Source organism: Streptococcus sp. Marseille-Q4154, assembly GCF_916700545.1.
In the GTDB taxonomy this organism is placed as follows: Bacteria; Bacillota; Bacilli; order Lactobacillales; family Streptococcaceae; genus Streptococcus; species Streptococcus infantis_I.
Genome location: NZ_CAKAKN010000001.1, coordinates 323948 through 348645, shown reverse-complemented (window position 1 = coordinate 348645; position 24698 = coordinate 323948). Strand labels below are relative to the sequence as shown.

The 24698-nt window shown below is 37.3% G+C and carries 26 protein-coding genes and 1 tRNA gene; all 27 read right to left on the bottom strand.

What is annotated here, in order from left to right; genetic code table 11:
• Positions 1-200 precede the first annotated feature (200 nt).
• Positions 201-272, bottom strand: a tRNA-Glu gene (locus LG369_RS01710).
• 107 nt (positions 273-379) lie between these two features.
• Positions 380-916, bottom strand: coding sequence for a transcription termination/antitermination protein NusG (gene nusG / locus LG369_RS01705; RefSeq protein ID WP_006149705.1), 537 nt, complete (start codon positions 914-916; stop codon positions 380-382).
• A 49-nt stretch (positions 917-965) separates the two neighbouring features.
• Positions 966-1142: a preprotein translocase subunit SecE gene (gene secE / locus LG369_RS01700; RefSeq protein WP_004254104.1), complete on the bottom strand. Its 177-nt coding sequence runs from the start codon at positions 1140-1142 to the stop codon at positions 966-968.
• 9 nt (positions 1143-1151) lie between these two features.
• Positions 1152-1304: a 50S ribosomal protein L33 gene (gene rpmG / locus LG369_RS01695; protein WP_001809375.1), complete on the bottom strand. Its 153-nt coding sequence runs from the start codon at positions 1302-1304 to the stop codon at positions 1152-1154.
• Positions 1305-1425: 121 nt separating this feature from the next.
• Complete coding sequence (locus tag LG369_RS01690) at positions 1426-2118, bottom strand: phosphoglycerate mutase (protein ID WP_016466134.1); 693 nt, start codon at positions 2116-2118, stop codon at positions 1426-1428.
• A gap of 132 nt (positions 2119-2250) precedes the next feature.
• On the bottom strand, positions 2251-2619 hold the full coding sequence (locus tag LG369_RS01685) for a hypothetical protein (protein ID WP_225750046.1): 369 nt from the start codon (positions 2617-2619) through the stop codon (positions 2251-2253).
• A 101-nt stretch (positions 2620-2720) separates the two neighbouring features.
• The gene (gene ileS, locus LG369_RS01680; RefSeq protein WP_225750045.1) at positions 2721-5513 is read right to left on the bottom strand and encodes an isoleucine--tRNA ligase; all 2793 of its coding nucleotides are present in this window, start codon (positions 5511-5513) and stop codon (positions 2721-2723) included.
• A gap of 256 nt (positions 5514-5769) precedes the next feature.
• Positions 5770-6582, bottom strand: a complete 813-nt coding sequence (locus LG369_RS01675) for a DivIVA domain-containing protein (RefSeq protein ID WP_178894634.1) — start codon at positions 6580-6582, stop codon at positions 5770-5772.
• A gap of 16 nt (positions 6583-6598) precedes the next feature.
• Positions 6599-6853 carry a DivIVA domain-containing protein gene (locus LG369_RS01670; protein ID WP_178894633.1) on the bottom strand — a complete coding sequence of 85 codons (255 nt, stop codon included), beginning with the start codon at positions 6851-6853 and terminating at the stop codon, positions 6599-6601.
• 6 nt (positions 6854-6859) lie between these two features.
• Positions 6860-7645, bottom strand: a complete 786-nt coding sequence (locus LG369_RS01665) for an RNA-binding protein (RefSeq protein WP_225750044.1) — start codon at positions 7643-7645, stop codon at positions 6860-6862.
• Positions 7642-7902 (bottom strand): YggT family protein, encoded by a 261-nt coding sequence (locus LG369_RS01660; protein ID WP_004254129.1) that lies wholly within the window; start codon positions 7900-7902, stop codon positions 7642-7644. The genes LG369_RS01665 and LG369_RS01660 overlap by 4 nt, the downstream gene beginning before the upstream one ends.
• Entirely contained in the window at positions 7902-8450 is a 549-nt protein-coding gene (locus tag LG369_RS01655) for a cell division protein SepF (RefSeq protein WP_006149540.1), read from the bottom strand. Before LG369_RS01655 ends, LG369_RS01660 begins: the two co-directional genes overlap by 1 nt.
• Positions 8451-8459: 9 nt before the next feature.
• On the bottom strand, positions 8460-9131 hold the full coding sequence (locus LG369_RS01650) for a YggS family pyridoxal phosphate-dependent enzyme (RefSeq protein ID WP_004254131.1): 672 nt from the start codon (positions 9129-9131) through the stop codon (positions 8460-8462).
• 5 nt (positions 9132-9136) lie between these two features.
• Complete coding sequence (gene ftsZ / locus LG369_RS01645; RefSeq protein ID WP_004254133.1) at positions 9137-10390, bottom strand: cell division protein FtsZ; 1254 nt, start codon at positions 10388-10390, stop codon at positions 9137-9139.
• A 16-nt stretch (positions 10391-10406) separates the two neighbouring features.
• Positions 10407-11774, bottom strand: coding sequence for a cell division protein FtsA (ftsA, locus tag LG369_RS01640; RefSeq protein ID WP_070679027.1), 1368 nt, complete (start codon positions 11772-11774; stop codon positions 10407-10409).
• A gap of 392 nt (positions 11775-12166) precedes the next feature.
• Positions 12167-13222, bottom strand: coding sequence for a galactofuranosyltransferase (locus LG369_RS01635; protein ID WP_225750043.1), 1056 nt, complete (start codon positions 13220-13222; stop codon positions 12167-12169).
• A 15-nt stretch (positions 13223-13237) separates the two neighbouring features.
• On the bottom strand, positions 13238-14335 hold the full coding sequence (glf, locus tag LG369_RS01630) for a UDP-galactopyranose mutase (RefSeq protein WP_225750042.1): 1098 nt from the start codon (positions 14333-14335) through the stop codon (positions 13238-13240).
• A gap of 129 nt (positions 14336-14464) precedes the next feature.
• Complete coding sequence (locus LG369_RS01625; protein WP_225750041.1) at positions 14465-15613, bottom strand: polysaccharide polymerase; 1149 nt, start codon at positions 15611-15613, stop codon at positions 14465-14467.
• A gap of 217 nt (positions 15614-15830) precedes the next feature.
• Positions 15831-17246, bottom strand: a complete 1416-nt coding sequence (locus tag LG369_RS01620) for a flippase (protein ID WP_225750040.1) — start codon at positions 17244-17246, stop codon at positions 15831-15833.
• A 6-nt stretch (positions 17247-17252) separates the two neighbouring features.
• A complete protein-coding gene (locus LG369_RS01615) occupies positions 17253-18218 on the bottom strand; it encodes a glycosyltransferase family 2 protein (RefSeq protein WP_225750039.1) in 966 nt (321 codons plus the stop codon).
• Positions 18218-19312: a non-hydrolyzing UDP-N-acetylglucosamine 2-epimerase gene (wecB, locus tag LG369_RS01610; RefSeq protein ID WP_225750038.1), complete on the bottom strand. Its 1095-nt coding sequence runs from the start codon at positions 19310-19312 to the stop codon at positions 18218-18220. The genes LG369_RS01615 and wecB overlap by 1 nt, the downstream gene beginning before the upstream one ends.
• Positions 19309-20394 (bottom strand): glycosyltransferase family 4 protein, encoded by a 1086-nt coding sequence (locus LG369_RS01605; RefSeq protein WP_225750037.1) that lies wholly within the window; start codon positions 20392-20394, stop codon positions 19309-19311. The genes wecB and LG369_RS01605 overlap by 4 nt, the downstream gene beginning before the upstream one ends.
• A complete protein-coding gene (locus LG369_RS01600) occupies positions 20369-21091 on the bottom strand; it encodes a WecB/TagA/CpsF family glycosyltransferase (protein ID WP_225750483.1) in 723 nt (240 codons plus the stop codon). Before LG369_RS01600 ends, LG369_RS01605 begins: the two co-directional genes overlap by 26 nt.
• Positions 21092-21110: 19 nt before the next feature.
• Positions 21111-21896 carry a LicD family protein gene (locus LG369_RS01595; protein WP_225750036.1) on the bottom strand — a complete coding sequence of 262 codons (786 nt, stop codon included), beginning with the start codon at positions 21894-21896 and terminating at the stop codon, positions 21111-21113.
• Between the two features lie 4 nt (positions 21897-21900).
• Complete coding sequence (locus LG369_RS01590) at positions 21901-23271, bottom strand: sugar transferase (RefSeq protein WP_225750035.1); 1371 nt, start codon at positions 23269-23271, stop codon at positions 21901-21903.
• Between the two features lie 15 nt (positions 23272-23286).
• Positions 23287-23988 carry a tyrosine-protein kinase gene (locus LG369_RS01585; protein WP_070679010.1) on the bottom strand — a complete coding sequence of 234 codons (702 nt, stop codon included), beginning with the start codon at positions 23986-23988 and terminating at the stop codon, positions 23287-23289.
• 10 nt (positions 23989-23998) lie between these two features.
• Positions 23999-24691, bottom strand: coding sequence for a CspC family polysaccharide chain length determinant protein (locus tag LG369_RS01580; protein WP_225750034.1), 693 nt, complete (start codon positions 24689-24691; stop codon positions 23999-24001).
• Positions 24692-24698: the final 7 nt, after the last annotated feature.

Genomic DNA, 24698 nt, shown 5'->3' with positions numbered 1-24698 from the left:
GACAGATTTATTGTTTTTTCATTGTTCAGTACTACAACTTCATGTTGTAGTGCCCTGCACATTGGTTCGTCTTGTTCAGTTTTCAAAGGTCTTTGTCGCGCTTACGACAACTATATTAGTATATCACAGTCACTTTTCTCTGTCAACAGGTTTTTTTAACTTTTTTTTATAACCTGTTTCCATCAACCGCGATACACCCATAGTCCGTACGGGATTCGAACCCGTGTTACCGCCGTGAAAAGGCGGTGTCTTAACCCCTTGACCAACGGACCTTGAGCTTGTCAACTCTTTCTATTATACCTACTTTTAGAATCTTGTCAACTGGTTTTATAAAAAATTAGTTGACTAGAGTCAATAGCTACAAATAGAATGTCGGCAATCACAATTCAGCAATTTGATTCAAGTTTACTTCTGCTACTGTATCATTACCAAACATTGAAATAATCATCTTCACTTTGTTATTATCAATTTCAGTAATTTTTCCTGTGTAATCAGCAAAGGCACCATCGATAATACGGACAGTTTGACCTACTTCAACATTGATATTGAATTCTTGTACAGTTTGTCCCATTGATACCAAGATATCTCTGATTTCTTGTTCCAATAGTGGAGTTGGTTTAGATCTGTTACCGTGTGACCCAACAAATCCAGTAACGTTTGGTGTGTTACGCACTACAAACCAAGCTTCATCTGTCATAACCATCTCTACAAGAACATAACCTGGAAAACGATTTTCTTCAACTTCTTTTTTCTTCCCATTTTTTTCAACTTGTACAGTTTGAGTTGGGATTTCAACACGCAAGATGTTATCCAACATATTGTATGTCTGTGCACGTTGCAAGAGATTTTCTTTTACTTTATTTTCATAACCAGAATATGTTTGTAGGACAAACCATCCTTTGTCAAAACTATCCATCTTTTTTCCTTTCTTAACAGTAAACTTCTTTCAGTGAATTTGTTCTATTTTAAAAAATATTAATGAATCGAATTAATCCGCTAACGATTAATTGGTCAAAAATATAAATAATAACTACAAAGAAGGCAGTGTATTCCATGATAGATTTAAAATCTACCCAACTTTGTTTTCGAGTTGGCCAAGTTGTATCTTTAAGAAGAGTAAAGATATCCTTAATAAAACCCATTTTTATCTCCTATCTCGTTTCTCTATGTGTTGTGTATTTACCACAATGTTTACAAAATTTATTTACTTCTAAGCGAGTCGGTTTTGGATTCCCACTAATTTTAATTGAGTAGTTTCTCGAACCACAAACCGCACAGGCTAGACTTGCTTTTTTCAGTGCCATAGCGCCTCCATCTTAACTATTATAACAAGAATCCCTGTCTTTGACAAGTTAAATTATATTATCAGTTTTTCCTATTTTCAAAATAAAAAAGCCTAGGATTAATCCTAGACTCTATTTTACATTATTTTCCAAGATAGTATTCTTTCACAACGTTCAATTTTTCGTCAAATTCGAATACCAATGGTGGGAAGTTAGGAATTTCCACATCCATGATTTCGTCGTCTGACAATTGTTTGATGTGTTTTACAAGAGCGCGGATTGAGTTACCGTGTGCACCTACGAATACGTTTTTACCATCTTTAAGTGCTGGAGCGATTTTGTCTTCCCAGAATGGAAGAGCGCGTTCCAAAGTCACTTTCAAGTTTTCAGCATCTGGAATTACTGAGTCATCAAGTGAAGCGTAACGACGGTCAGTATGAGCTGAGTACTCATCATCACGAGGCATTGCTGGAGGCAATACATCGTATGAACGGCGCCAGATGTGAACTTGCTCATCACCAAATTGTTCAGCAGCTTCAGCTTTGTTTTTACCAGTCAAACCACCGTAGTGACGTTCGTTCAAGCGCCATGATTTTTCAACTGGAACCCAAAGTTGGTCAGATGCTTCAAGTGCAAGGTTAGTTGTTTTGATAGCACGTTTCAATACTGAAGTGTAAGCTTGGTCAAATTCAATACCAGCTTCTTTGATCAATTTACCAGCATCGATAGCTTGTTGAGTACCTTTTTCAGAAAGATCTACGTCAGCCCATCCTGTGAAAAGGTTAGCTTTGTTCCATTCAGACTCACCGTGGCGAGCAAAAACCAATTTTACCATTAGTTGGATTCTCCTTTTATTTTTCGAGGTCGCCCTCGTTTATCTATTCTATTTTACACAATTTTTCACAAAAAAGCTAGTTAAAATCAACGAAAAAGAGAAGAGCTCTTGGACTCTTCCCTAAAAAATAATTTATTCTTCAATTCTAAATTGTTTCAAGCTTGCTAGGTACAAAGCTCCACCAATGACAAGGACGATTCCACCAATCCACCCAAGGAAAGGAATCAAGGCAACTACAGATCCAACGATAAATAGAATCGATGGTGCTAGTGAAATACGATTGTCATCCTTATAGTAGATAAGTGAGAGGATTCCAAGAATGAGGGTTGCAATTTTCACTAAAGAGAAAACAATGAAAATAATGCCCAAAATTAGCCCTGCAGCATCTTCGTCTTCAGAAATGGCTGCAAGAAATACCATAAAAATCGGTAAGAAAGCTAAAATTGCCCCTGCAATAATACCAATAAAGCCATCTACTTGTGCTAGTGTTTTTGTCTTCATAAATATCTCCTTTTATTTTAATAAGGTATATTATACCATATTTTTAATAAAGTTTTTATTTTTAAAAAAAATACAGGAATTTCTCCTGTATTTTTGTTGGATTATTTAGCTTCAAATCCTTCTGCCACTGCGTCCGCAAAGTTTTCTTCAACGATGTTTGCACAGTGATCACAGACGGTCGCATTATAGCTACGTTCTGCTGTACTTGGGTCGATACGACGACAACGGTCACAAACTTCACCAGCTGCACGGTCAACTGTGAAGGCCACATCTTCAAAGACCACTGCACCTTCTGGAGCTGGTCCTTCTGCGATGGTCAATTCAGAGACAATCAAGAGTTGTGCTACATTGCTATCAACAGCTCCAAGAAGAGTTTTCACGACTTCGTTTGGATAAACGGTCAAGTGAGCTTCGAGTGATTTACCGATCACTTTTTCATTACGCGCTTCTTCCAAAGCCTTTTGCGCTTGACCACGGAAGTCCATGAAGGCTGACCAGGTATCTAAGATTTCTTCTTGGTTGGCAAATGTTTGAGCTTCTGGTAATTCTGACAATTGAACGAAGTCTTCAGCTTCATACTCGAGATAAGACCAGATTTCTTCCGCAGTGTGAGGAAGGATCGGTGTTAAGAGTTTGGTAATTTTTACAAGGATGTCATAGAAGACAGTTTGCATTTGACGGCGTTCAAGTGACTTAGCTCCTTCGATATAAACAACATCTTTGGCAAAATCAAGGTAGAAGGCTGACAAATCAACGTTGATAAAGTTTACCAGTGCTTTGTAAATGGTCAAGAATTCAAAGTTAGCATAAGCATCACGAATCGTTTTAACAAGTTGGTTAAAGCGAATGGTCATGTACTTATCAACAGAACGAAGTTCGTCATAAGCGACGGCATCCTCAGCTGGGTTAAAGTCAGATGTGTTGGCAATCAAGAAACGAAGCGTGTTACGGATCTTACGGTAAGTTTCAGAGACTTGACTCAAGATATCCATAGAGATACGCACATCGTTGCTTGAATCTACACTGGTAACCCAGAGACGCAAGATTTCAGCACCAAATTGTTTTTCAACATCGCTTGGAGCAATGGTATTTCCAAGTGATTTAGACATCTTCTCACCTTTACCATCCAAAGCAAAACCTTGCGACAAGATTTGTTTGTATGGTGCGACACCATGGTTAGCTACAGAGGTGATGAGTGATGAGTTGAACCAGCCACGGTATTGGTCTGAACCTTCTAAATAGAGGTCAGCTGGGTATTTGAGCTCTGGACGGTTCACTACAACCCCATTCCATGATGAACCTGAGTCGAACCATACATCCATGATGTCTGTTTCTTTCTTAAATTCACCATTTGGTGAACCAGGATGGGTAAATCCTTCAGGCAAGAGGTCTTTAGCGTCACGTTCCCACCAGATGATTGAACCATGTTCTTCAAAGAGTTGAGCTACATGCTCGATGGTTTCAGCTGTCATGATTGGTGTTCCGTCTTCTGCATAGAAGATTGGAAGAGGAACACCCCAAGCACGTTGGCGAGAGATAACCCAGTCACCACGGTCACGAATCATATTGTAAAGACGGACTTTACCCCACTCTGAGTGGAACTTGACTTTTTCAATTTCGTCCAAGATTTCTTGGCGGAATTTAGATACAGAAGCAAACCATTGAGGTACTGCACGCCAGATAATTGGTTTTTTCGTACGCCAGTCAAATGGGTAGGAGTGAGAGATTTCTTCTTGAGCAAGAAGAAGATTTCCAAGTTTTTCAATAACTGTTGGCACAACCTTGTCATAAAATTGACCTTCAAACTCAGTGCCAGCATTAGCCATCATGATACCGCGTTCGTTGACAGTTACAGCAACTTCAAGACCATTGGCAACACCGACATTGTAGTCGTCCTCACCAAAACCAGGGGCTGTATGGACGATACCTGTACCAGAATCAGTTGTAACGTGATCACCAAGGATAACGAGTTCATCTACAGCTGTATCCCATGGGTGCTCAGTCACGATATGGTTTAATTCTGAACCACGGTAAGTTGCCAAGACTTGAACATCCGCCCAACCGAATTTCTCAGACAAGCTATTCAATAATTCTGAAGCAACTACAAATTTACGAGTTTCGCCAGCTGGTTGCACCAAGACGTAATCAATATCCGCACCAACAGTCAAACCACGAGAAGCTGTGATGGTAAATGGAGTTGTTGTCCAAACGACGATATAAGTATCAGTGTCTAGAATACCTTTGCCATCTTTGACTTTGTTAGCATAGTAAAGGGACGTTGATACCAAGTCATGGTATTCAATTTCCGCTTCAGCAAGAGCTGACTCAGATGACCATGACCAGTAAACTGGCTTCGCACCACGGTAGATGTAGCCCTTGTTAGCCATCTCACCGAAGACACGGATTTGCGCTGCTTCATAGTCAGGGGTCAAGGTTACATAAGGATTTTCCCAGTCACCTGAAACACCCAAGCGTTTGAAGTCTTCGCGTTGTTTATCGACTTGAGAAAGAGCGTATTCACGACAAAGTTTCAAGTATTCAACCAAATCCATCTCTTTGCGTTTGACACCTTGTTTTGCCAAAACTTGCTCGATAGGTAGTCCGTGTGTATCCCAACCTGGGATGTATGGTGCGTAAAATCCTGACATAGACTTAGAACGAACAATGATATCTTTAGAGATCTTGTTCATGGCATGTCCTACGTGGATATTTCCATTGGCATATGGAGGGCCATCATGAAGAGTGAAGTGAGGTTTTCCTTCATTCAACTCTTGACGACGTTGATAGAGTTTTGCTTCTTCCCACTCTTTTTGCCAAACTGGCTCTTTTGTAGGAAGGCCTGCACGCATTGGGAAATCTGTTTTTCCTAGGTTTAGGGTATCTTTTAGTTTCATGTTTACTCCTTTAATGTAAATTGACAATATAAAAACCACGACTCGCTAAAAAGGACGAAAATCGTGGTACCACCTTTGTTCGGAAAAAGAACTAGTCTTTCTCCCTCTTTTCCCGTAACGTGGGTAACGTCAAATCCTACTAACTTCAGACTTGATAACTTGAGAGGATAAATTTACCAACAGGGATTGTAGGACTTCCACCATCTCCTACTCGCTAGAAATGTGTTTGATAAATTCTTGTTCTCTAATGAGATTCTTATAAAATTAGAACTGACTCTTGTTGAGTGTTAGGATCGTCTTGAGATCCTTCCTCATGCGATGGTTCAACAGGAGTTTCAGCAACTGGCTGAACTTCAACTTCAGTTTCAGTTGACTCTTCAGCAGTTTGTTGCGTTTCCAACAATTCCTTGTTAGCTGCTTCAATACGTGCTTGAAGTTCTGCAACTTCTTCTGGAGAGAATTGACGAGTCATGTCAATCGGCTCTTCTTCATGGTATGACGATACATCTTCACCTAGAACCTCTCGGACAACTTCCTTGAAAGCTTCGTCACTCGTTTGAAGATAAGTTGCAGTCGGACGCAAAATTTCTTCCCAATCTGATGAATCAACAATAGCCAACTGACTTTCGATTGTTGATTTCAAACGTTGGTGGAAGACGCGACTCTTGTTCTTCAACTCTTCAGTTTCCACAGCAACTTTTTTAGCATTATCTGTAGCTTGTCGCAAAATTTCATTGGCTTTATACTTAGCTTCATCAAGTAAACGTTGAGCATCTTGCTCAGCCTGCTTAATGATGTTATTAGAACGGTCATTCGCAGCTTGTTTTACACGTTCAGCTGTGTCTTGGGCAATCAAAACTGACTGACTCAACGAATCTTTGATTTCGTCAAAATAAGATAGACGCTCTTCTAAATTTTTGATATGTTGATCCTTTTCATGATTGCTACGAACTAAATCTTCATAGTCCCGAACAACAATATCTAAAAATTCATCAACTTCTTCACGGTTAAAACCTCTAAACTGAACACCAAAGGTTTTATCCTTAATTTCTAACGATGTAATTGGCATATTTTCCCTCACTTATTTAATAAAAAATAGAATCATTAATTGCTTCTGGTTCTTGCTCGTTTGTTACTGTTCTTTTAGGAATATCAGTCGTATAATAGGAAAGACGTTCTTCTAGTTTTTTGATATAGAGTTCAGTTTCCTCTTTGTATCGGATTAATTCCTCTAATTCAAAATAAATCTTATCTAGAAATAGGTCAACCTCTTCCTGATCGTAGCCTCTGAATTTTCTTGAGAATTCCTTGTCAGTAATATCTTGTGGTGTAATTGACATATTTTCTCACTTGCTTAAAAGTAGTTGGACTGTTAGTTTTATCTTATCTTTCTTGGTTTGACCGTTTTCTTTAAGTAAGATAATTCGACCAAAGTGTCTGACGCTGATTAAATCACCAATTTTTACCGGATAGTCCGATTTTTCAACTATATGATAGTTGACTTGAACCAACTTTTTTTCAACCAGGGCCGAAGTTTGGGAACGAGATAATTTCAATATGCTAGATAAGAAGGTATCCAGACGAAGACTTGAAACCAAGACTTCTTTTTCTTGATAGTCATCTTTGGATTCTATCATATCTGAAAAAGGACGTTCTACTAAACTTACAGGCAACTTGGAAATCTTTTGAATTCCATCTTGGAAAAGAGTGGTAAATCTTCGATCGACAATAATTTGGGCTTTATCTTCTGTCACCAGAATGTCTCCGAATAACTTACGGTCAATACCTAATCGATTGAGAACTGTACCCAATATCTTTGAATGGGTCAGTTGCTGAAACTTGCTGGGATACACGATCTCAAGCAAGGTCATTTCAAAATCTTCCAAACTTGGCGTGAAGTATTCGGGCGCTAAAATAACCCTAGCGTATTCCGAAGAGATATAACTCGTACTAGAGAAGACTTTTACCCCTCTATTATTTCCCAAAGTTTCCAAGATAAATACTTGGTGAGGATTTATAAAAGGAGATAAAATCGGTGCATAGTGCTCCTCGACTTGATTCAACCATTCCAAGCCCTTATCGATGAATGGAATATCCTCCGTTGCGAAATGTTGGTAAAGTTCCTTGCTCATAATATGACTAGCAAATTGATAAGATAGCGACTAATCATGCGCAAGAGAATTAGAGCTATCCAAACAGAGAAATCCAAACCTGCGATTTGAAGAGGTAGACGTTTTAGAGGTTCAAGAATTGGTTTACACAAAGTCTCTAAAAATTTCCCCAACTGTGTGTTATAGGCATTTGGAAACCATGATAATAGAGCAAAAGCTACAAGTATCAGTGAATAGATATCTGTAGCATTTTGGATAAAACGAATTATTAGAAACATTAACGTACTCTATTTCTCTTCATGTCAAAGTCGTATTCTTCGCTTTGAGCTTCTTCAGGTAAACGAATATCTTCAATGTTTACCACAACACCAACAGGTGTCAAAAGATACATTGTGTTCGCTACTTTTCTTAACTCACCAGCAAGGACATGACGTGCTCCATCCAAGTAATCCAAACAACGACGAGCTTGAACTTCTGTCATATATTGGAAGTCAATCAAGATACTTTCATTTCCAGCCAACAAATCAACAATATCTGTTGCATCTTCGTAACGGCGTGGGTAACGAACATCGATGGTTACTTTTTCAGTAGAGTGATGACTTTCAATTGCTAGTTGTTGCTGACGGGCATGAAGTTTTGTAATATTTTTCTCTTTTGCTCCGACTGAAGAAGAATCTTGAGCAGCAGCTTGCTGTGGCAATTCTCTTTTTTGAGGAACCGAAGCTAGTGAACGTTCAGGTTGTGCAGCTACAACTTCTGAAGCAACTTCATCTCCATCTTCTGTAAAGTAATCTATAAATTTATCAAATTTATCTTTTAATGACATGATTATTTCCTATTTAAAAAATGCTGTACCAATTCGAACAAAAGTTGAGCCACACTGAATCGCTTCTTTATAGTCACGGCTCATTCCCATACTTAGTTCTGTCATTGGCATATTGGGGAATTGTTGTTCACGAATGTATTGTTGCAACTCTTGCGTTTCTTTAAAGATTTTTTGCAACTCTTCTGTTTGGGCCTCAAAGGGAGCCATGGTCATGAGACCAACATACTCGATTTGATCCAAGCTAGACAAGTCGGACAAGACTGTCAATAGTTCTTCTTTTGAAAAACCATGCTTGCTTTCCTCTCCAGAAATATTGACCTGCAAAAAACATTTAACTGTTCGATCGGCACGTTTTTGAATCTCTTGAGCTAATTTCAAAGAATCTAAAGCGTGAAAATAATCAACAAAAGGAATAACATCCTTGACTTTTCTTCTTTGTAAGCTACCAATCAAGTGCCAAGTAACATCTTTATCACTTAAAGCATGATACTTTTCAAGAAATTTGTCAACACGGTTTTCACCGATGTGTTTGACTCCTTGGTCAATCAAATTTGCTGCAGTTGCAATATCAACATATTTTGTTACAGCAATTACAGAAACCGAACCGTCTTCACGGCCGGTTTCTTGAATTGCTTTTGTAACCTGTTGAAATACCTGATTTGTATTTTCTTTTAAATCCATCTCTATTAACGGTTTTTAAAGAATGGTGGTGTTTCCAACTCATCTTCGTCAGAAGATGGTGCTTCAAAACGCTCAACTGGTGATACGACTGACTCACCTTGACGAACAATTGAATCACGTCTCAAGTCCCAATCACCAAAAGCTGATGCTTTAGGCGCTTCAGTGTGACGTTGTGAAGGAGTTGGAAGTTCAGCTGTTTCTGCCAAATCAAAATGGCGGTCATAAGTGTGTGTATGTCCAGATTTTACTGGTTCACGGAATGACGCTTGTCTTGGTTGTGGCGCTACAACTTTTTCGACTGCATCTTGACGAACTCCAGTAGCAACAACAGTTACACGGATTTCATCTTTCATTGATTCATCAATAGAAGTACCGAGCCAGATATTTACGCCATGCCCAGCAGCTTGATTGACGATTTCAGAAGCTTCTTCCGCTTCAATCAAAGTCATATCCAAACCACCAGTTACGTTAACGATAACATCTTCTGCTCCATCAATAGTTGTTTCAAGAAGTGGTGAGTAGATAGCTTTACGAGCCGCTTCGATAACACGCTCTTCTCCGCTACCGATACCAATACCCATAAGGGCATTCCCTTTATTGGCCATTACTGTCTTCACGTCTGCGAAGTCCAAGTTGATCAAACCAGGATTTGTAATCAAATCTGTAATTCCTTGAACACCTTGACGAAGAACGTTATCTGCTTCAGACAAAGCTTCAAGAAGTGGAGTTTTCTTGTCAACAATTTCTAATAAATTGTTGTTTGAGATAATCAAGAGAGTATCAACATGTTCGCGAAGTTCGTTGATCCCTTGGACTGCGAATTGGCCACGTTTGCTTCCTTCGAAACCGAATGGACGTGTCACAACACCGACAGTCAAAGCACCTAAACCTTTAGCGATACGAGCGATAACTGGTGCAGCACCTGTACCAGAACCACCACCCATACCAGCAGTGATGAAGACCATATCTGCACCACTGATAGCTTCAGTAATTACTTCTTCGCTTTCTTCAGCAGCCTTACGACCAACTTCAGGCTGTCCTCCAGCACCAAGTCCGCGAGTTAATTTTGGACCAAGTTGGATAACTGTTTCAGCTTTTGTACTGCTCAAGGCTTGTACATCTGTGTTGGCTGCGATGAACTCAACACCTGAAACGCCTTCGTCAACCATGCGGTTAATGGCGTTTCCACCGCCACCACCGACACCAATTACTTTAATTACTGCACCTTGTGCTGCTGCTGTATCAAATGAAAATGTCATATTTTATTCCTCTATCCTATTCATCAAACATGCTTCCGATTAAGCTACGGAATCGGTCAGTCAATTTTGGTTTTTCTTCTGATTGATTTGGAGTTGCTGATTCAGCAGTATAAGTTGGTTCTGCTGATTCAGTTGAAGTTGTACCAAACACTGAACGTTGAGAAGCTGCAGGTTTTTCCTGACTTGAAGTTCTGAAATCAATTGGTTGTTGACGTAGAACTTGATCTCCTCTGATAGCTCTTTGAGCCAAAACATTCACTTCTGTAAGACTTCCAGCAAATTCTGACAAACTAATCACATGAGCAAATGCAGGATTGCGGATACCTACTTGGTTTGGAACATAAAGTTTCACACGAACTCCAAGTACTTCTTGGGCAAGCTCAACGATGCCTGGTAGAATAGCATTCCCACCAATCAGAGCAATACCACCTGGCAAGTCCAACAAATGTCTTCTTTCCAAATCTTGTTTGATTTGTTCAAAGATGTGTTTCAATCTAGCTGAAATAATTTGAGCCAAGTATTCTTCTGTAACTTCTACAGGTTCTACTTCACCAATCACTTCAACTTGGAAAGTTTCTTTGCTTGCAAGTTGCGGATAAGCTTCACCGTAGTTAAGCTTCAAACCTTCTGCAATCTTCTTAGAAGTTTTAAGAACTTTTGAAATGTCTTTAGTGACGTAATCGCCACCTTCTTGGTAAACATTTGTGTATTGTAGCTCTTGATTACGGATAGTAGCAACACTTGTTTGACCACCGCCCATATCGATAACAGTCGCTCCAAACTCACGTTCGCCTTCGTTAAGAACAGAGTTTACAATCGCAAGTGGTGAAATAATCACGTTATCAACTTGAACTCCAACACGTTCTACAGTTTTACGAAGGTTGTGAAGAATGGTTCTTGGGCCTGTATAGAGAAGTCCACGCATTTCCAAACGAACACCCATCATTCCACGAGGGTCACGAATACCTTGGAAACCGTCTACTACAAATTCTTCTGGCACAAACGTAATCACTTCACGATCAGGTGTCATGCTCTTGGTCAAAGCTGATTTGACTACATTCTCGACATCTTGATCTGTAATTTCTTTTGTATCTGATGTTACAGGAATCATTCCTTGAGTTGGTTCCACTTGCAACAAGTTTGCTGGAAGTCCAACGTTCACTGATTTAATTGAAATTCCTGCTTTTTCTTCTGCTTGAGAAATAGCAGATTTGATAGCCGTTGCTGCGGCTTCGATGTCAACGATAATCCCATCCTTGACACCTTTACTTTTGGCGTTACTAACACCGATTACATTTACTTCACCATCTACAAGCTCAGCAACTAACACTTTAATTGAGCTTGTTCCAATATCTAAGCCTGTAAAAAAACCATTTCTAGTCATTACATTGCGTCCTCTCTATCTTCCAAGTTTCACACTTTGATTTTTTAACAGCTACAAGAAGGCATAGCTATTCACAGAATATTATATCACAAAAATCCGATTCGTGCCTAATTTTTTGTGATTTTATAGCATCTTTTTGAAGAAAAAAAGGTAAAAATTTCTTAAAATGAAACTTTATTATAAAACTTAATTTAAAAATAATACTAAAATGTGTCAAATTATTATCAATTGGATTAAAGTTCGGTTTTTCTAACTGCGGGGAGCCTCTTTTTTTGATCTTGTTTTTTACGTAACTTTCAGCTGTTATTTTTGAAATTATTCGTTTTTTAGAAATGTGTCCTAAAGTAACTAATTACAGAACAATAAAAAGAAGCCAGGGTTTCTAACTTCTTTTAAAGGCTCAACTGTTTTAATGCAGTACGTAAATAATATCCTTCTCGAATCTCTTTTCCTACACGCTTGGTGTTTTCTAATAGAGTCTGGTAGTCATCTAAAGTTAACTCCTCTATTACTTGCGACAAGTCATGTAGTGACTCGACTGCGACACCACACTCTTTCTCTAGAACAAAATGAGAGAGAGCTGACTGCTTCCACACTACAAGCGGGAATCCAGATGCCAAGTAAAGGGATGCCTTGTGAGAGTTGTTGTAGCGAAGGTACTCACCAAAAACACCACTACAGGTTTCAGCACTATCCCCATCCCATACGAGTCCAAATCCACCCTCAAGGGCTACAGGAAGCTCGTCAGGCAAGAAAGAACCAAAGTAAGTTTCATTCTCTAAAGCTCTACTCTCATCAAAACCAACACCATAGAGATTATAGGCAGGTTTTACCGGCAATTTATACAAGTAACCAGCTTTTTCTTGTGCTAGATTACCTGCCACAATCATCGGCTGGTCTTTTGTTTGACCGCTCTTCTCTTGGAAATCTGGAATCAGATAGTCGAAAATACCAAGGCTGACAATCTTATCTGCCACAATTCCTTTATCCACCAAAACAGACTTCATAATTGGATTATGGGCGATAATACCATCAGCTGTTTTGAGAAAACTTGCTTCTTGAAGGTACATCCGAATTCTGTGTTTTAAAGGAAGTGAGGTCATGTTGGCATGGCGGAGGACTTCTAGGTCATGAATCAAAAGATAGACTTTAATCCCTCTTTTTTGCACTTTTTTGACCAAATGGGTGGAAAAAAAGCTATGGTGAAGCATTGGAAACTGGATCAACAACTCATCTCCTTGCTTTAGTTGATCCAAGGCTTGTCCAAAAGCCTTTGCCTTATGGCGTTGAGCCGCAAGGGTACTCATTTGATACCAATTGTCGACGGACAAGACCAAAGGGTGATAGCCTTCTTCTTTCACAATACTTTCTACGTCATTGCGCGCTTTATTTCCCGCATTCTTTGCGTTGACATCATGCAGGAATTCTTCTTTTAAGTAGTATTTCATAGATTATTGTTTCTTTCAATCAAACTCATTTGCTACGACTTCTAAGGAACGCTCAATAACCACATGCATATCGTAGTATTTATAGTCTGCTAGGCGTCCACAGAAGATGACCTTGTCATTTTTGGCTGCTTCATCTTGGTATTTGACAAACATCGTATTATTCTTTTCATCATTGATTGGGTAGTATGGTTCATCTCCACGTTTCCAGTCAGCTGGGTACTCACGTGTGATCACCGTCTTAGGTTGTGTACCATACTCGAAGTGCTTGTGCTCAATGATACGAGTATAAGGAATCTCACGCTCAGTGTAGTTGACCACGGCATTCCCTTGATGATTTTCCTCATCCAAGATTTCGTGTTCAAAACGGAGACTACGATATTCTAACTCACCATGTTTGTAATCAAAGTATTGGTCAATCATTCCTGTAAAGACCACTTTGTTAGCTGAAGCTTCAAGCTCTTCACGATTAGCAAAGAAATCCACCTCAAGTTCTACTTCTACATCGCCCAGCATGTTTTCGATGATGACGTTATAGCCACCGATCGGAATTCCTTGGTAACGGTCATTAAAGTAGTTATTATTAAAGGTCAAACGAACCGGAAGGCGCTTGATGATGAAGGGCGGAAGGTCTGTCGCAGAACGTCCCCATTGTTTTTCAGTGTATCCCTTGATCAATTTTTCATAGATATCTGGACCAATCAACTTGATGGCTTGTTCTTCCAAGTTCTTTGGCTCAACATCCTTCATATCAACCGTTTGCTCCGCAATCTTGTCCTTGACTTCTTGTGGAGTCTTGGTTCCCCACATAGCATAAAATGTATTCATGTTAAAAGGAAGGTTGTAAAGACTGCCCTTGTAGTTAGCTACTGGTGAATTGATATAGTTGTTAAATTCAGCGAACTGGTTGACATAATCCCATACTTTTTTGTTTGAAGTATGGAAAATGTGGGCACCATACTTGTGAACATTGATACCTTCAACCTCTTCACAATAGATATTCCCACCAATGTGATCACGTTTGTCAATCACTTTTACTTTTTTGCCACGTTTTGTAGCTTCGTGTGCAAAGATTGCTCCAGACAAACCTGCACCTACAATTAAATAGTCATACATATTAAATTAAAACTCCGTTAATGAACTTTACATTTCTTATTATTGCCGACTCAGGATCAGCAAAAGTTAGTTGTTTTTTAGAAAGGTATCATATCATGTATTAGACCCACATAAAATTTAGCACTAGAGCTAGGTCTCATTTAATGCAACAACATCATTTGACTCTTTTTTGCTAAAAGTATTTGTTGTAAATAGTAAAAACATGAATATATTATATGTAGGAACAAACCAGAAGGCTTCAATCATACAGTTAAAAGCAATCAATGATAAAATCGTAACTAATAAATATTGACCATCCTTATACTGTTTCCTTGAGACAACAACATAAATTATTATCAATAGAACTACAGGCACTATTCCATATGTAAACAACATCTGAACATAAGAGGAATCAACATAGTTATATCCTATTACAGATTCTGTTTTTCCACCTGATCCTATAAACTGAACATTTCTCGTCCCAAATAGATGAACTTCAAATGTATCAAATGCATTCCTACCTAGAGCTAGCCTTCCTGTGATTAATTTGTTTATTGATACCAAAAATGGATTAGACCAAGAAAACTTGTATGACAGATAGGTAACAACTGATGCGAAGACAACAGCCGAATAAGGCAACAAGGCAAATATTTTTAGTTTTTTCCCATTGCTGTAATAAAAATAAATGAAAATAACTGTCGCTAACAAGATTGACACAGCATTTAAACGTGCATCGCAGTATTTTATAATAAAAGCTGATAGTAAGACACCAAACAGAGATCTGGTCCATATAAATTTATCTTTTAAAAGATAAGAAATTGCTAAAAATAGATAGAAGCAATGTGATGCAAAATCCGTAGGATAAATAAACCCAAACGAATTTCGAATAACTCCCGCACGATTATATTGCAAGTTAGGAACCATGCCAACAAGTGATAAAAGAAAAACTCCAACTACGAGAATACCAGCTACAACTACATAGTTCCTCAAAACTACTTTCATATCTACATTAACCAAGAGGACTAGTAGCATCGAATAAACTAGAAAATTAAGTCTGTTCGTTTGAAAATACACTAAAACCCCCGAAAGCAACAATAGAATAGAAAATATTAGATATTTGTATGAGACCCGCATTTTATACAAAAAACGAAGCCCTAAAAGCAATACAACCAAAAATAGGAAGTTTACTTTGACTTGAAAAAAAGTCCTATCCAGCATCGTAGTTGATATGGTATTAAAAAACACCACTACAGATACAACAATGCTGACTAGTAGGTTTTCAAATTTAATTTTTATCATATTTTTTGAAAAAGAATCATACAGGGTGAATTATAAGAAAAAGAAATATCGAATTGAATGAGAAAAAATAATATTTCTTTAATCTTCTAGTTCACTTATACTCTTCTATCCTCCCTTTCCTAACTATTTAATCAACCAAAGCGAATTTAATCTATACAAGAGTTCATTTTACAATAAGACTATAAGCTACTGAAATTTCTATTTATTCCATTCAATTTCACTTATTCAATAACTGCTGTTTCAACTCTTTTGGACTAATTACTTTTAAGAATAGTATTTGAGAAATGTAAAGTATCGCTCCTATTGTAGCAAATACCATAACATTTATAACAGGCGTAAAATTCACTGTAGTTTTTACAACGAATAGTACACCGTACATAAGAGCTGATGCTCCTATAATTTTAAAAGTCGAAGCTAGAAGAGGCACTTCCTTTAAATAGTTTCTTGTAAAATACAGTTGAATAGCCCATACTAAGGCTTCTGTTAATACAGAAACAATGGCTGCTCCGATATAACCTAATTTAGGTAGTAATAATAAATTTAAACCGACACTCACAATAGCTGGAATAGTTGTCGAAATCATAAATTCTTTATTTTTATTATGTGGAATCAAGATTTGAATACCCATAATATTTGTCCAGCCAATAAAGAACATTCTAAAAATCATAATTGCTATCGCATATTTAGCATCTTGGAAATCCTGTCCTAAGAAAAATTGCACGAAATCATCATTAACAATTAACATTCCTGCTATTATAGGAAAAATGACTAAATTGTATATTAAGAAAGACATCTGATGCATTTTGTTTACAGCCTTGTGATCTCCAGTTGATAGGAGATTGGCAACACGAGGAAGCATTACGCTTCCTAACGAAGTCACTAGTGTAAGCAAAATATTGACCAATTTTAAGGCTTGGTCATAAATTCCGACATCTTTAGTTGAGGCTAATGCCCCTAGCATAGTACGATCCAAAGTAACATATAGCGAAATAGCTATTTGCGGCAAAAACAAGAGAACAACTGGTTTCAAGTGTTGTTTAGCATAGGACCAATCAAAATGTGGTTTCCCGATAAATTCTCTGGCTGGCAACCACATACTAAACTGCCCCAATAATTCAAATATTGTTAGCAAAAACACATAAAGATATAAATCATTTGCTGATTTTACAAATAAGAAGATTGAAATGACACCGACCAGTTTAACAGTAATATTTCTAACTGTTATCTTGCGAAAATCCTCTAACCCTTGAAATAACCAGGAGATATCCATCCCTTTAGATACCAGACTCAAGCCCAAAATATATGCAACGGGATTTTGCATAAATGACAAGGACAGACATAAGAGAATGTATAAGCATATCGACAGAATGGTCGCACCAAACTGCAAGGTGTATATGCCCCAAAAGTTTTTTCTGATATCTTTACGATGGCCTGAAATTTCTTTTGTACCATAATTGGCCACGCCCAATGTCGCCAATAAAATAAAGTAGGTTACAATTGAATTGAAATAACCATAAGTACCTAAATCAGTTGAACTAAATACCCTAGTTACATAAGGTGTTGTTATAATAGGAAGAATTATCACTAAAAGCTGGTAAGAAAGATTATATGCATAATTTTTTAAAACCTTCATTCTTACCTAACCCATCTTCTCTCTGATTTTTTCATACAATTTTGGTGAAACCAAGAGCATCACGTACTTCAATTTATTTTTCCCTGTTATATTTGGATTAGGAATAATATCGTTGAAGTAACTAGTGTATTCTTTTCTGATTTTATTGACATCCGAATACATCTTTGAACTAAGCATAGCATGTACTACATGTAACCCCTTAAAGACATAACGTACAGTAAGTGCTTTCTTCATTTCCTTATCATTAGGATAATCTCTCTGAACAAATTCTCTATTCATCTCTATAGCCTTATAGAAGTCTAAAAATTTATCACTATAAGAAGAATTGACAATACTTCCAGGTCTTCTATAATATTTGTATAAATTGATGCATCCTACGGCAATTTCATTGCATGCTCCGATATGCTCAAAAGAGACAGCCAAATCTTCATAGATCATACCCTCTGGAAAAGGAAACTTCATCAAGATTTCTTTTTTGTATAGTTTTCCCCCTGGATGAGTTCCAACTATATTTCCATAAAACATCTCCTTCAAAGCTGTATAGCGATCTAATTTCAAAGAATCTATGTTAGTTAATGAACCTAAAAAATCCTCACTTTGGAAGTCCCTAACTTCGATGACGGAAGTTGCAACAAGATCAACATCATACTTCTTTTGAAGTTGCACTAAATACTCAACAGTTCTACGATCATAGTAATCATCAGAATCAATGAAAATTATCCACTCAGCAGAAGCAAACTTTACACCCGTATTTCGAGCATTAGAAAGGCCTCCATTCTCAATATGCAAGACTCTAATACGGTCATCTTCTTGGGCATACTTATCACATATTTTTCCAGAATCATCAGTAGAGCCATCATCTACCAAAATAATCTCAATATCCTTGTACGATTGATTAATTAAGCTATCAACACAATATTTCAAATAATCTTCAACGTTGTATACTGGAACAACAATCGAAACTTTCCCCATTATACTAATCCCTTCATGATAACTTCTACAATCTGTTGACAAGCTGTTCCATTCCCATAAGGATTGCTTGCCTTACTCATCTTGTTGTATTCCTCTTCATTTTCCAAAAGAAGCTTAAAATTCCTATAAATATTTTCTTCTTCTGTTCCTACCAATTTCAAAGTTCCTGCCGCAATCCCCTCGGGACGTTCTGTGGTATCACGCATGACTAAAACTGGTTTCCCTAAGGATGGAGCTTCTTCTTGAACTCCACCAGAATCTGTTAAAATCATATAGCTTTGGTTCATAAAATTATGGAAATCAATGACCTCTAAAGGTTCAATAATTTTCATGCGTTCATTTTCACCAAATACTTTACTTGCCAACTCTCGAACCTTAGGGTTTTTATGAATTGGGTAAACAACCTTAACATCTTCAAATTCATTTAAAATACGGTTAACGGCATTAAACATATGCTCCATTGGTTGCCCAAGATTTTCACGTCTGTGAGCTGTCAGCATAATTAACTTACTGTCCTTAGCCCACTCTAAAATTGGGTGGTCGTAATTATCCTGAACAGTTGTCTTTAAAGCATCAATAACGGTATTCCCTGTTACAAAGATATTTTCTCTTCCCTCTTTTAGAAGATTTTCCTTTGCAACTTCTGTCGGCGCAAAATGATAATCTGCAATAATGGAAGTGGTTTGGCGGTTGAACTCTTCAGGGAACGGACTTTGAAGATTATAAGTTCGCAAACCTGCTTCTACATGCCCAACCTTGATACCCAAATAAAACGCAGCTAAAGCCGTAGCAAAAGTCGTAGTTGTATCCCCGTGAACAAGAACGATATCTGGTTTTTCTTGCTCTAAAACTGTTTGAATCTTATCAAGAATACTAGTCGTGATTGTAAATAGAGTTTGGTTCGCTTTCATAATTCCTAAATCATAATCAGGAACTACTTCAAAAACATCCAAAACTTGTTCAAGCATTTCTTTGTGTTGGCCAGTTACACAGACAATAGTCTTAATTGAATCATTTTTCTTCAACTCATTTACTAATGGACACATTTTGATTGCTTCTGGACGTGTCCCAAAAACCAACATTACTTTTTTCATTTCGGTTCTCCCTGTATCTCTCTATACAACGCTCGATAATTTTCTAAAAACATAGGATAACTAAATTTTTCGTCATAGGTTTTTTTGGCTTGGAAAGCTAGACTATTTCTTAATGCTACATCTGTTGCTAATTTGTCTATAGCACCAGCTAGGGCAATCGGATCTTTTACTGGGACTAAGATTCCATTTTCATTTGTAACAACTTCGTTTAATCCCGGTATATCCGTGGCAACTAAGGTTTTGCTATTCATAAATGCCTCAATGGCAACTAAGCCAAATCCTTCAAATACTGAAGGCAAAACACAAAAATCAAAACTATTGATACATTCTACGATATCCTTGCGATATCCTAAAAATGTTACTGAATCTTGAAGATGTAGCTCTTCAACCTTATTCTCAAGTTCATTTTTAAGCTCACCATCACCGACGATAAACAATCGAATATCCTTTACCGTAAGTAAAGACATAGCTTCAATAAGATATATCAAGCCCTTCTGTTCAGATAATCTTGCAATACACCCTATTTTAATCCCACTATAACTGATAATCTCATCGACTTGGTCATCCGTTTCTTTGAAGACGACTCCATTATAAATAACCCTACTATCCGTAATGCCTACGTCCTCTTTTAAGTTTTTATTTACTGCTTCTCCTACTGCTACACTTTTAGCATTTCCTAAAGCAAATTTATATAGAGGTAATTTATCTTTGAAGACATTGTGGGCAGTATAAACGTGTATTAATTTTGAATTAAACAGTTTTAATAAACGGATATAAAAAGCGGCCATACGATGATGAGTGTGAACTATAGTAATCTCATTATTTTTGATAATCTGGCGAATAGTATATAGAAGCTTTAATATTGTCAAAGGATTTTTACTATCGATATCTAAAATTTTATGATGTTGAATCCCTTGAGTAGCAAGCTCACTCTCCCAAAGTCCACCTGTAGATGCGACATGAACACTGTCAAACTCATCTTTCAAATCTGAGCTCAACTGGTAAACAATACGCTCTGCACCACCGATATCCATGGTACGTGAAATATGTAAAATATTATTTTTTTGATTTTCGTTTTTCATCTAAAACTCGCTTAATAAAAGTGGCATTCCCTACAAAATAACGTTTAAAGAGACGTTTAGGTTCATTTGCCACTCGGAACAGCCATTCAAGATGCACATTTTGCATCCAGATAGGAGCTCGTTTAATATGGCCAGATAAAACGTCAAAGCTACCTCCAACTCCCATAAAGACAGAATTAACACCTTGATCCATAAATTTTTGAATGATGTATTCTTTCTTGGGAGAGGTAATCCCAACAAAAACAAAATCAGGATTTTTCTCTCGGATATCTTCTTGAATACCGTATTCATCTTCTTCAGAAAAATAACCATTACGATGTCCAAGGACTCGTAAATTTGGATAATCTTTCTTAAAGATTTCTAGCATGTCTATTAAAACTTCTTCCTTGGCACCAAAAAAATAAACCGAATATGACTTTTCATTGGCTAAATGGAGCAACTTTTGCATCAAATCAATCCCAGCAACTCTCTCAGGAACTTGATAACCCAAAAAGCGGGAAGCTAGAACAACTGAAGCTCCATCTGCATTAATGATCTCAGAATCGTTCACTATCTTTTTAATCGATTCATCTGTCTGACATTGATTAATTTTGTCTGCGTTCACCCCCATTAGATGGAGTGGGCGTTGCTCAAGAACAAATTTTTCAACAGCTTGGACAGTTTCGTCCATTGTTAAGGGGTCAATTCTGACCCCCATTAAATCAAAACTATTCAATTTAATCTCCCCACGTAGACTCAAAATGACCCTTCCGTTCAGCTTCTTTTGGTAGTTGCATGTAATCACCATATATTTTTTTCAAATATTCATCAGGATTTGCATGACAACTTATTTGTAAATTTTCAAATTCTAGTAATTGCGGTTCCCCGAAGACTTCTTTTCTTGCGAGTTCTCGCTCGCGGTAGGAACCCAAGACATTTCCGACTATGGTACTAGTTTCGTAATCATATTGTTTAATGATATTTTGTAATTTTTTATTAATTTTTGAAGTGTTTAAGAGCTTATTTAATTTTAAGGCTTTGGAAACTTTCACAATTGCATTTTCGAACGAGCCTCTATCTCTTTCATGCAAACGATCGATGACAGAAATTTTAGACAAGGCACGATAAAGTTTGATTTTATTTGTATGCAACCAGTAATGGAAGCCATCTTCTGGATAACCATCTAAAGGAAAAATATCAATAAAAGGACTACACCATTCATTACCAAATTGAATTTGGATTGAAGTATCCATAATCGAAGTATTACCTAGATTATCGTCGTGAAGTCTTAAAATAACACTTTCAGGAAGCTCTTGATCACAGATTGACAAGAATTTTTCATAATCTTTTCTAGGCATTCCTAAATCCATATCATCATCCCATGGGATAAATCCTTTATGACGAATGGCACCTAGTAATGTCCCACCTAAGGCGTAATAACGCAAATTATGTCTTTTACAAAGATCAATATAAATTTCTAAAAGAGTTAACTCCCCTAATTGAATTTCTCTCACTTTATTCATAGAATCATTTTGCTCCATCTCTCATCAGCACTACTTTTATTGTTTTTAATAAAATTTCGAAGTCTTTCCAAATTGTCCAATCATCGATATAGGCCACATCTAGTTTGACAACATCATCAAAATTGGTAATTCCACTACGACCACTAATTTGCCACAAGCCAGTAATTCCTGGTTTGAAACTCAAACGACGTTTTTGCTCTGGTGTGTATTTTTCGTATTCGTCCACAGTTGGAGGACGAGTTCCAACTAGGCTCATGTCCCCAATCAGTACATTCCAAAACTGGGGCAATTCATCCAAACTTGTCTTTCGAATAAAGTGTCCAATTTTTGTAACGCGAGGGTCATTATCCATTTTAAACATACCACCTTGCATGGTATTTTGATCCATCAATTGCTGCTTGATTTCTTCTGCATCTACCCTCATAGATCGGAATTTATAAAAAGTGAAATAGCGACCATTTTTACCGACTCGGGTTTGAGAAAAGATTGCTGGTCCACCATCTTTTCGAATCATTGGAACAAGGACTATGCTTACCAGTCCACAGATGATTAGCCCAACAATTGCCCCTAAAATATCAATAATTCGTTTGGCAACTATGTGACTTGGTTTATATAAGTTTGTAGAAAAAGTTACTACATTCAATCCAGCCATCTCATGGATCTGTTTATTTCTACCTAAATTCTTATCAAAGGCATTTAAATTTACAGTAACATCAATTCCCATTGTTTCAAATTGCGAAATAATGCTACCAATATCATAATCCTCACTAGGTAGATTCACAAAGACTTCGTCTACTACCTCATGAGTTGCATAATTAATAAGATTTTTAGGTAGAACAGACTTAACTTTATCATGTTTAAAATCAGGTTTATCTAGTACACTTACAGCGACTAACTTACCCGTGACATCACTGGCTGTTAAAAGACGCTCTATTACCTTCTCAATACGAGTTGTCGCTGTTATCAAAAGAATCTTTCGGCTCCCTTTTAAATTATGATTAAATTGAACCCAATATTTTTTAATAACAAAACTAAGAATATAATTTAGAATTCCGTATAAAGAGAGGAAATAAATCATTCCCCTTCTAGAAATAACAAATTGGTCTTTCAGGAAAAAACTAGAGAAACTAATTAACAAGGCAAAAAAGATGATGTATTTTACTGTCTCTATCAATTCAACCGACTGACTTCGCTTGAAAAAATCTTTACCATAGCCACTAATGTAGAAGGCAGCAAAGTGAAGAAAATAAAGGACAAACACAGTTTTTGCAACAATCTCTGTCTCTGTAACAGAAATCAGTATATAAGCTAATACACTAACGAGTATACTCTGCAAAAACGCTAGAGTTACGTTATAGAAACCCCTTCCTTCCATATTTCCTCCCTAAACTTATTTTTTACCGTAGGCACCGTAATTCCCATATCCACCATATGTACCATATGTACCATACTTTTCAAGATGGATATTGAATTTATTCAAAATAACTCCCAAGAACGGTACACCTGTTTGCTCTAATTGTGTCTTAGCTTTTTGAACTTCTCTACGTTTCGTAGCAGAAGCCTCCGTTACTAAAATAGAAGCATCGCATTTTTGAACAATAATCGCAGCATCGATAACTACTCCAATCGGAGCTGTATCTACAATAATGTAGTCAAAATACTTACGTAGTGTTTCTATCATGACTTCAAATTTTTCACTTTGAAGAAGGGCTGTTGGATTAGGAGAAATAGCTCCAGACTGGATAACAAACAAATTCTCCACATTTGTCTCACACAAACCATGTGACAAATCTTTTGTACCTGACAAGTAGTCTGTCAAACCAGTGATTTTTTCGGTTGACATGAAGACCCCAGACATAACAGAATTTCGAATATCTGCATCAATAAGGAGTGTTTTGTAACCAGCACGCGCAAAAGCCCAGGCAATGTTGGTTGATGTCGTAGATTTTCCTTCTCCAGGTCTAACTGAAGACACCGCAATAACCTTTAACTTATCTCCACTCAATTGAATATTTGTGCGTAGAGCGTTGTAGTATTCTTCTGCTTTTTTTACTAACGCTTGGCGTTTTTCTGATAATTCTAACTTTGCCATGTTTACTCCCTTACTTTAATTTCTCTAGATTTGGAATAACTCCCAAAAGTGAGAGATGCATTACTTCTTCAATATCTTCTGGACGTTTCACTCGATCATCCAATAGTTCAACTAATAGAGCCAATAGAATCACAACACTTGCTCCTGCACCTACACCCAAGATTGTGTTGCGACGAATGTTTGGAGAAGATGGTGATACAGCAGGACGAGCTTCTTCTAAGGTCGTTACATCTGACACGCGTGTTACTGAAATGATCTTTTGAGCAGCTACTTCTCTGAGGGCATTGGCAATACGGCTTGCTTCTTCAGGTTTACTGTCACGTACAGAAATTGACACAATACGTGTATCTGCCGGAACTGTTACTTGAACTTTTCTAGCAAGAGCTTTCGCATCAAAATTTAATCCTTGCTCAGCCACTACTTTTTCTAATACATCCTGAGAAAGGATAATCTCACGGTAGTCTTTTACTAAGTAAGAACCTGCTTGCAAATCTTGATTAGTTAATCCAGGTTTATCAGCTTGATTTCTATTAACAACGTAGATACGTGTAGTACTTGTATATTCAGGTTTAACCACAAACGAACTATAGGCAAAAGCAATAGCTCCAGCAACAATAGCTACTAGAGCGATAAATAATTTACGCTTCCACAATACTTTTAACATTTGTACTACATCAATTTCGATTTTATCTTTGTCTTTCATTATAACT

Coding starts and splice junctions, on each gene's coding strand:
- LG369_RS01675 (WP_178894634.1), bottom strand. CDS start 6,582: ATGCCAATTACATCGTTAGAAATTAAGGATAAAACCTTTGGTGTTCAG.
- rpmG (WP_001809375.1), bottom strand. CDS start 1,304: ATGGCACTGAAAAAAGCAAGTCTAGCCTGTGCGGTTTGTGGTTCGAGA.
- LG369_RS01620 (WP_225750040.1), bottom strand. CDS start 17,246: ATGAAGGTTTTAAAAAATTATGCATATAATCTTTCTTACCAGCTTTTA.
- LG369_RS01650 (WP_004254131.1), bottom strand. CDS start 9,131: ATGGATTTAAAAGAAAATACAAATCAGGTATTTCAACAGGTTACAAAA.
- LG369_RS01625 (WP_225750041.1), bottom strand. CDS start 15,613: ATGATAAAAATTAAATTTGAAAACCTACTAGTCAGCATTGTTGTATCT.
- LG369_RS01635 (WP_225750043.1), bottom strand. CDS start 13,222: ATGAAATACTACTTAAAAGAAGAATTCCTGCATGATGTCAACGCAAAG.
- LG369_RS01685 (WP_225750046.1), bottom strand. CDS start 2,619: ATGAAGACAAAAACACTAGCACAAGTAGATGGCTTTATTGGTATTATT.
- glf (WP_225750042.1), bottom strand. CDS start 14,335: ATGTATGACTATTTAATTGTAGGTGCAGGTTTGTCTGGAGCAATCTTT.
- LG369_RS01580 (WP_225750034.1), bottom strand. CDS start 24,691: ATGAAAGACAAAGATAAAATCGAAATTGATGTAGTACAAATGTTAAAA.
- LG369_RS01670 (WP_178894633.1), bottom strand. CDS start 6,853: ATGTCAATTACACCACAAGATATTACTGACAAGGAATTCTCAAGAAAA.
- LG369_RS01600 (WP_225750483.1), bottom strand. CDS start 21,091: ATGGGGGTCAGAATTGACCCCTTAACAATGGACGAAACTGTCCAAGCT.
- LG369_RS01665 (WP_225750044.1), bottom strand. CDS start 7,645: ATGAGCAAGGAACTTTACCAACATTTCGCAACGGAGGATATTCCATTC.
- LG369_RS01605 (WP_225750037.1), bottom strand. CDS start 20,394: ATGAAAAACGAAAATCAAAAAAATAATATTTTACATATTTCACGTACC.
- LG369_RS01595 (WP_225750036.1), bottom strand. CDS start 21,896: ATGAATAAAGTGAGAGAAATTCAATTAGGGGAGTTAACTCTTTTAGAA.
- LG369_RS01615 (WP_225750039.1), bottom strand. CDS start 18,218: ATGGGGAAAGTTTCGATTGTTGTTCCAGTATACAACGTTGAAGATTAT.
- LG369_RS01655 (WP_006149540.1), bottom strand. CDS start 8,450: ATGTCATTAAAAGATAAATTTGATAAATTTATAGATTACTTTACAGAA.
- ftsZ (WP_004254133.1), bottom strand. CDS start 10,390: ATGACATTTTCATTTGATACAGCAGCAGCACAAGGTGCAGTAATTAAA.
- nusG (WP_006149705.1), bottom strand. CDS start 916: ATGGATAGTTTTGACAAAGGATGGTTTGTCCTACAAACATATTCTGGT.
- LG369_RS01690 (WP_016466134.1), bottom strand. CDS start 2,118: ATGGTAAAATTGGTTTTTGCTCGCCACGGTGAGTCTGAATGGAACAAA.
- ileS (WP_225750045.1), bottom strand. CDS start 5,513: ATGAAACTAAAAGATACCCTAAACCTAGGAAAAACAGATTTCCCAATG.
- wecB (WP_225750038.1), bottom strand. CDS start 19,312: ATGAAAAAAGTAATGTTGGTTTTTGGGACACGTCCAGAAGCAATCAAA.
- LG369_RS01585 (WP_070679010.1), bottom strand. CDS start 23,988: ATGGCAAAGTTAGAATTATCAGAAAAACGCCAAGCGTTAGTAAAAAAA.
- ftsA (WP_070679027.1), bottom strand. CDS start 11,774: ATGACTAGAAATGGTTTTTTTACAGGCTTAGATATTGGAACAAGCTCA.
- LG369_RS01660 (WP_004254129.1), bottom strand. CDS start 7,902: ATGTTTCTAATAATTCGTTTTATCCAAAATGCTACAGATATCTATTCA.
- secE (WP_004254104.1), bottom strand. CDS start 1,142: ATGGGTTTTATTAAGGATATCTTTACTCTTCTTAAAGATACAACTTGG.
- LG369_RS01590 (WP_225750035.1), bottom strand. CDS start 23,271: ATGGAAGGAAGGGGTTTCTATAACGTAACTCTAGCGTTTTTGCAGAGT.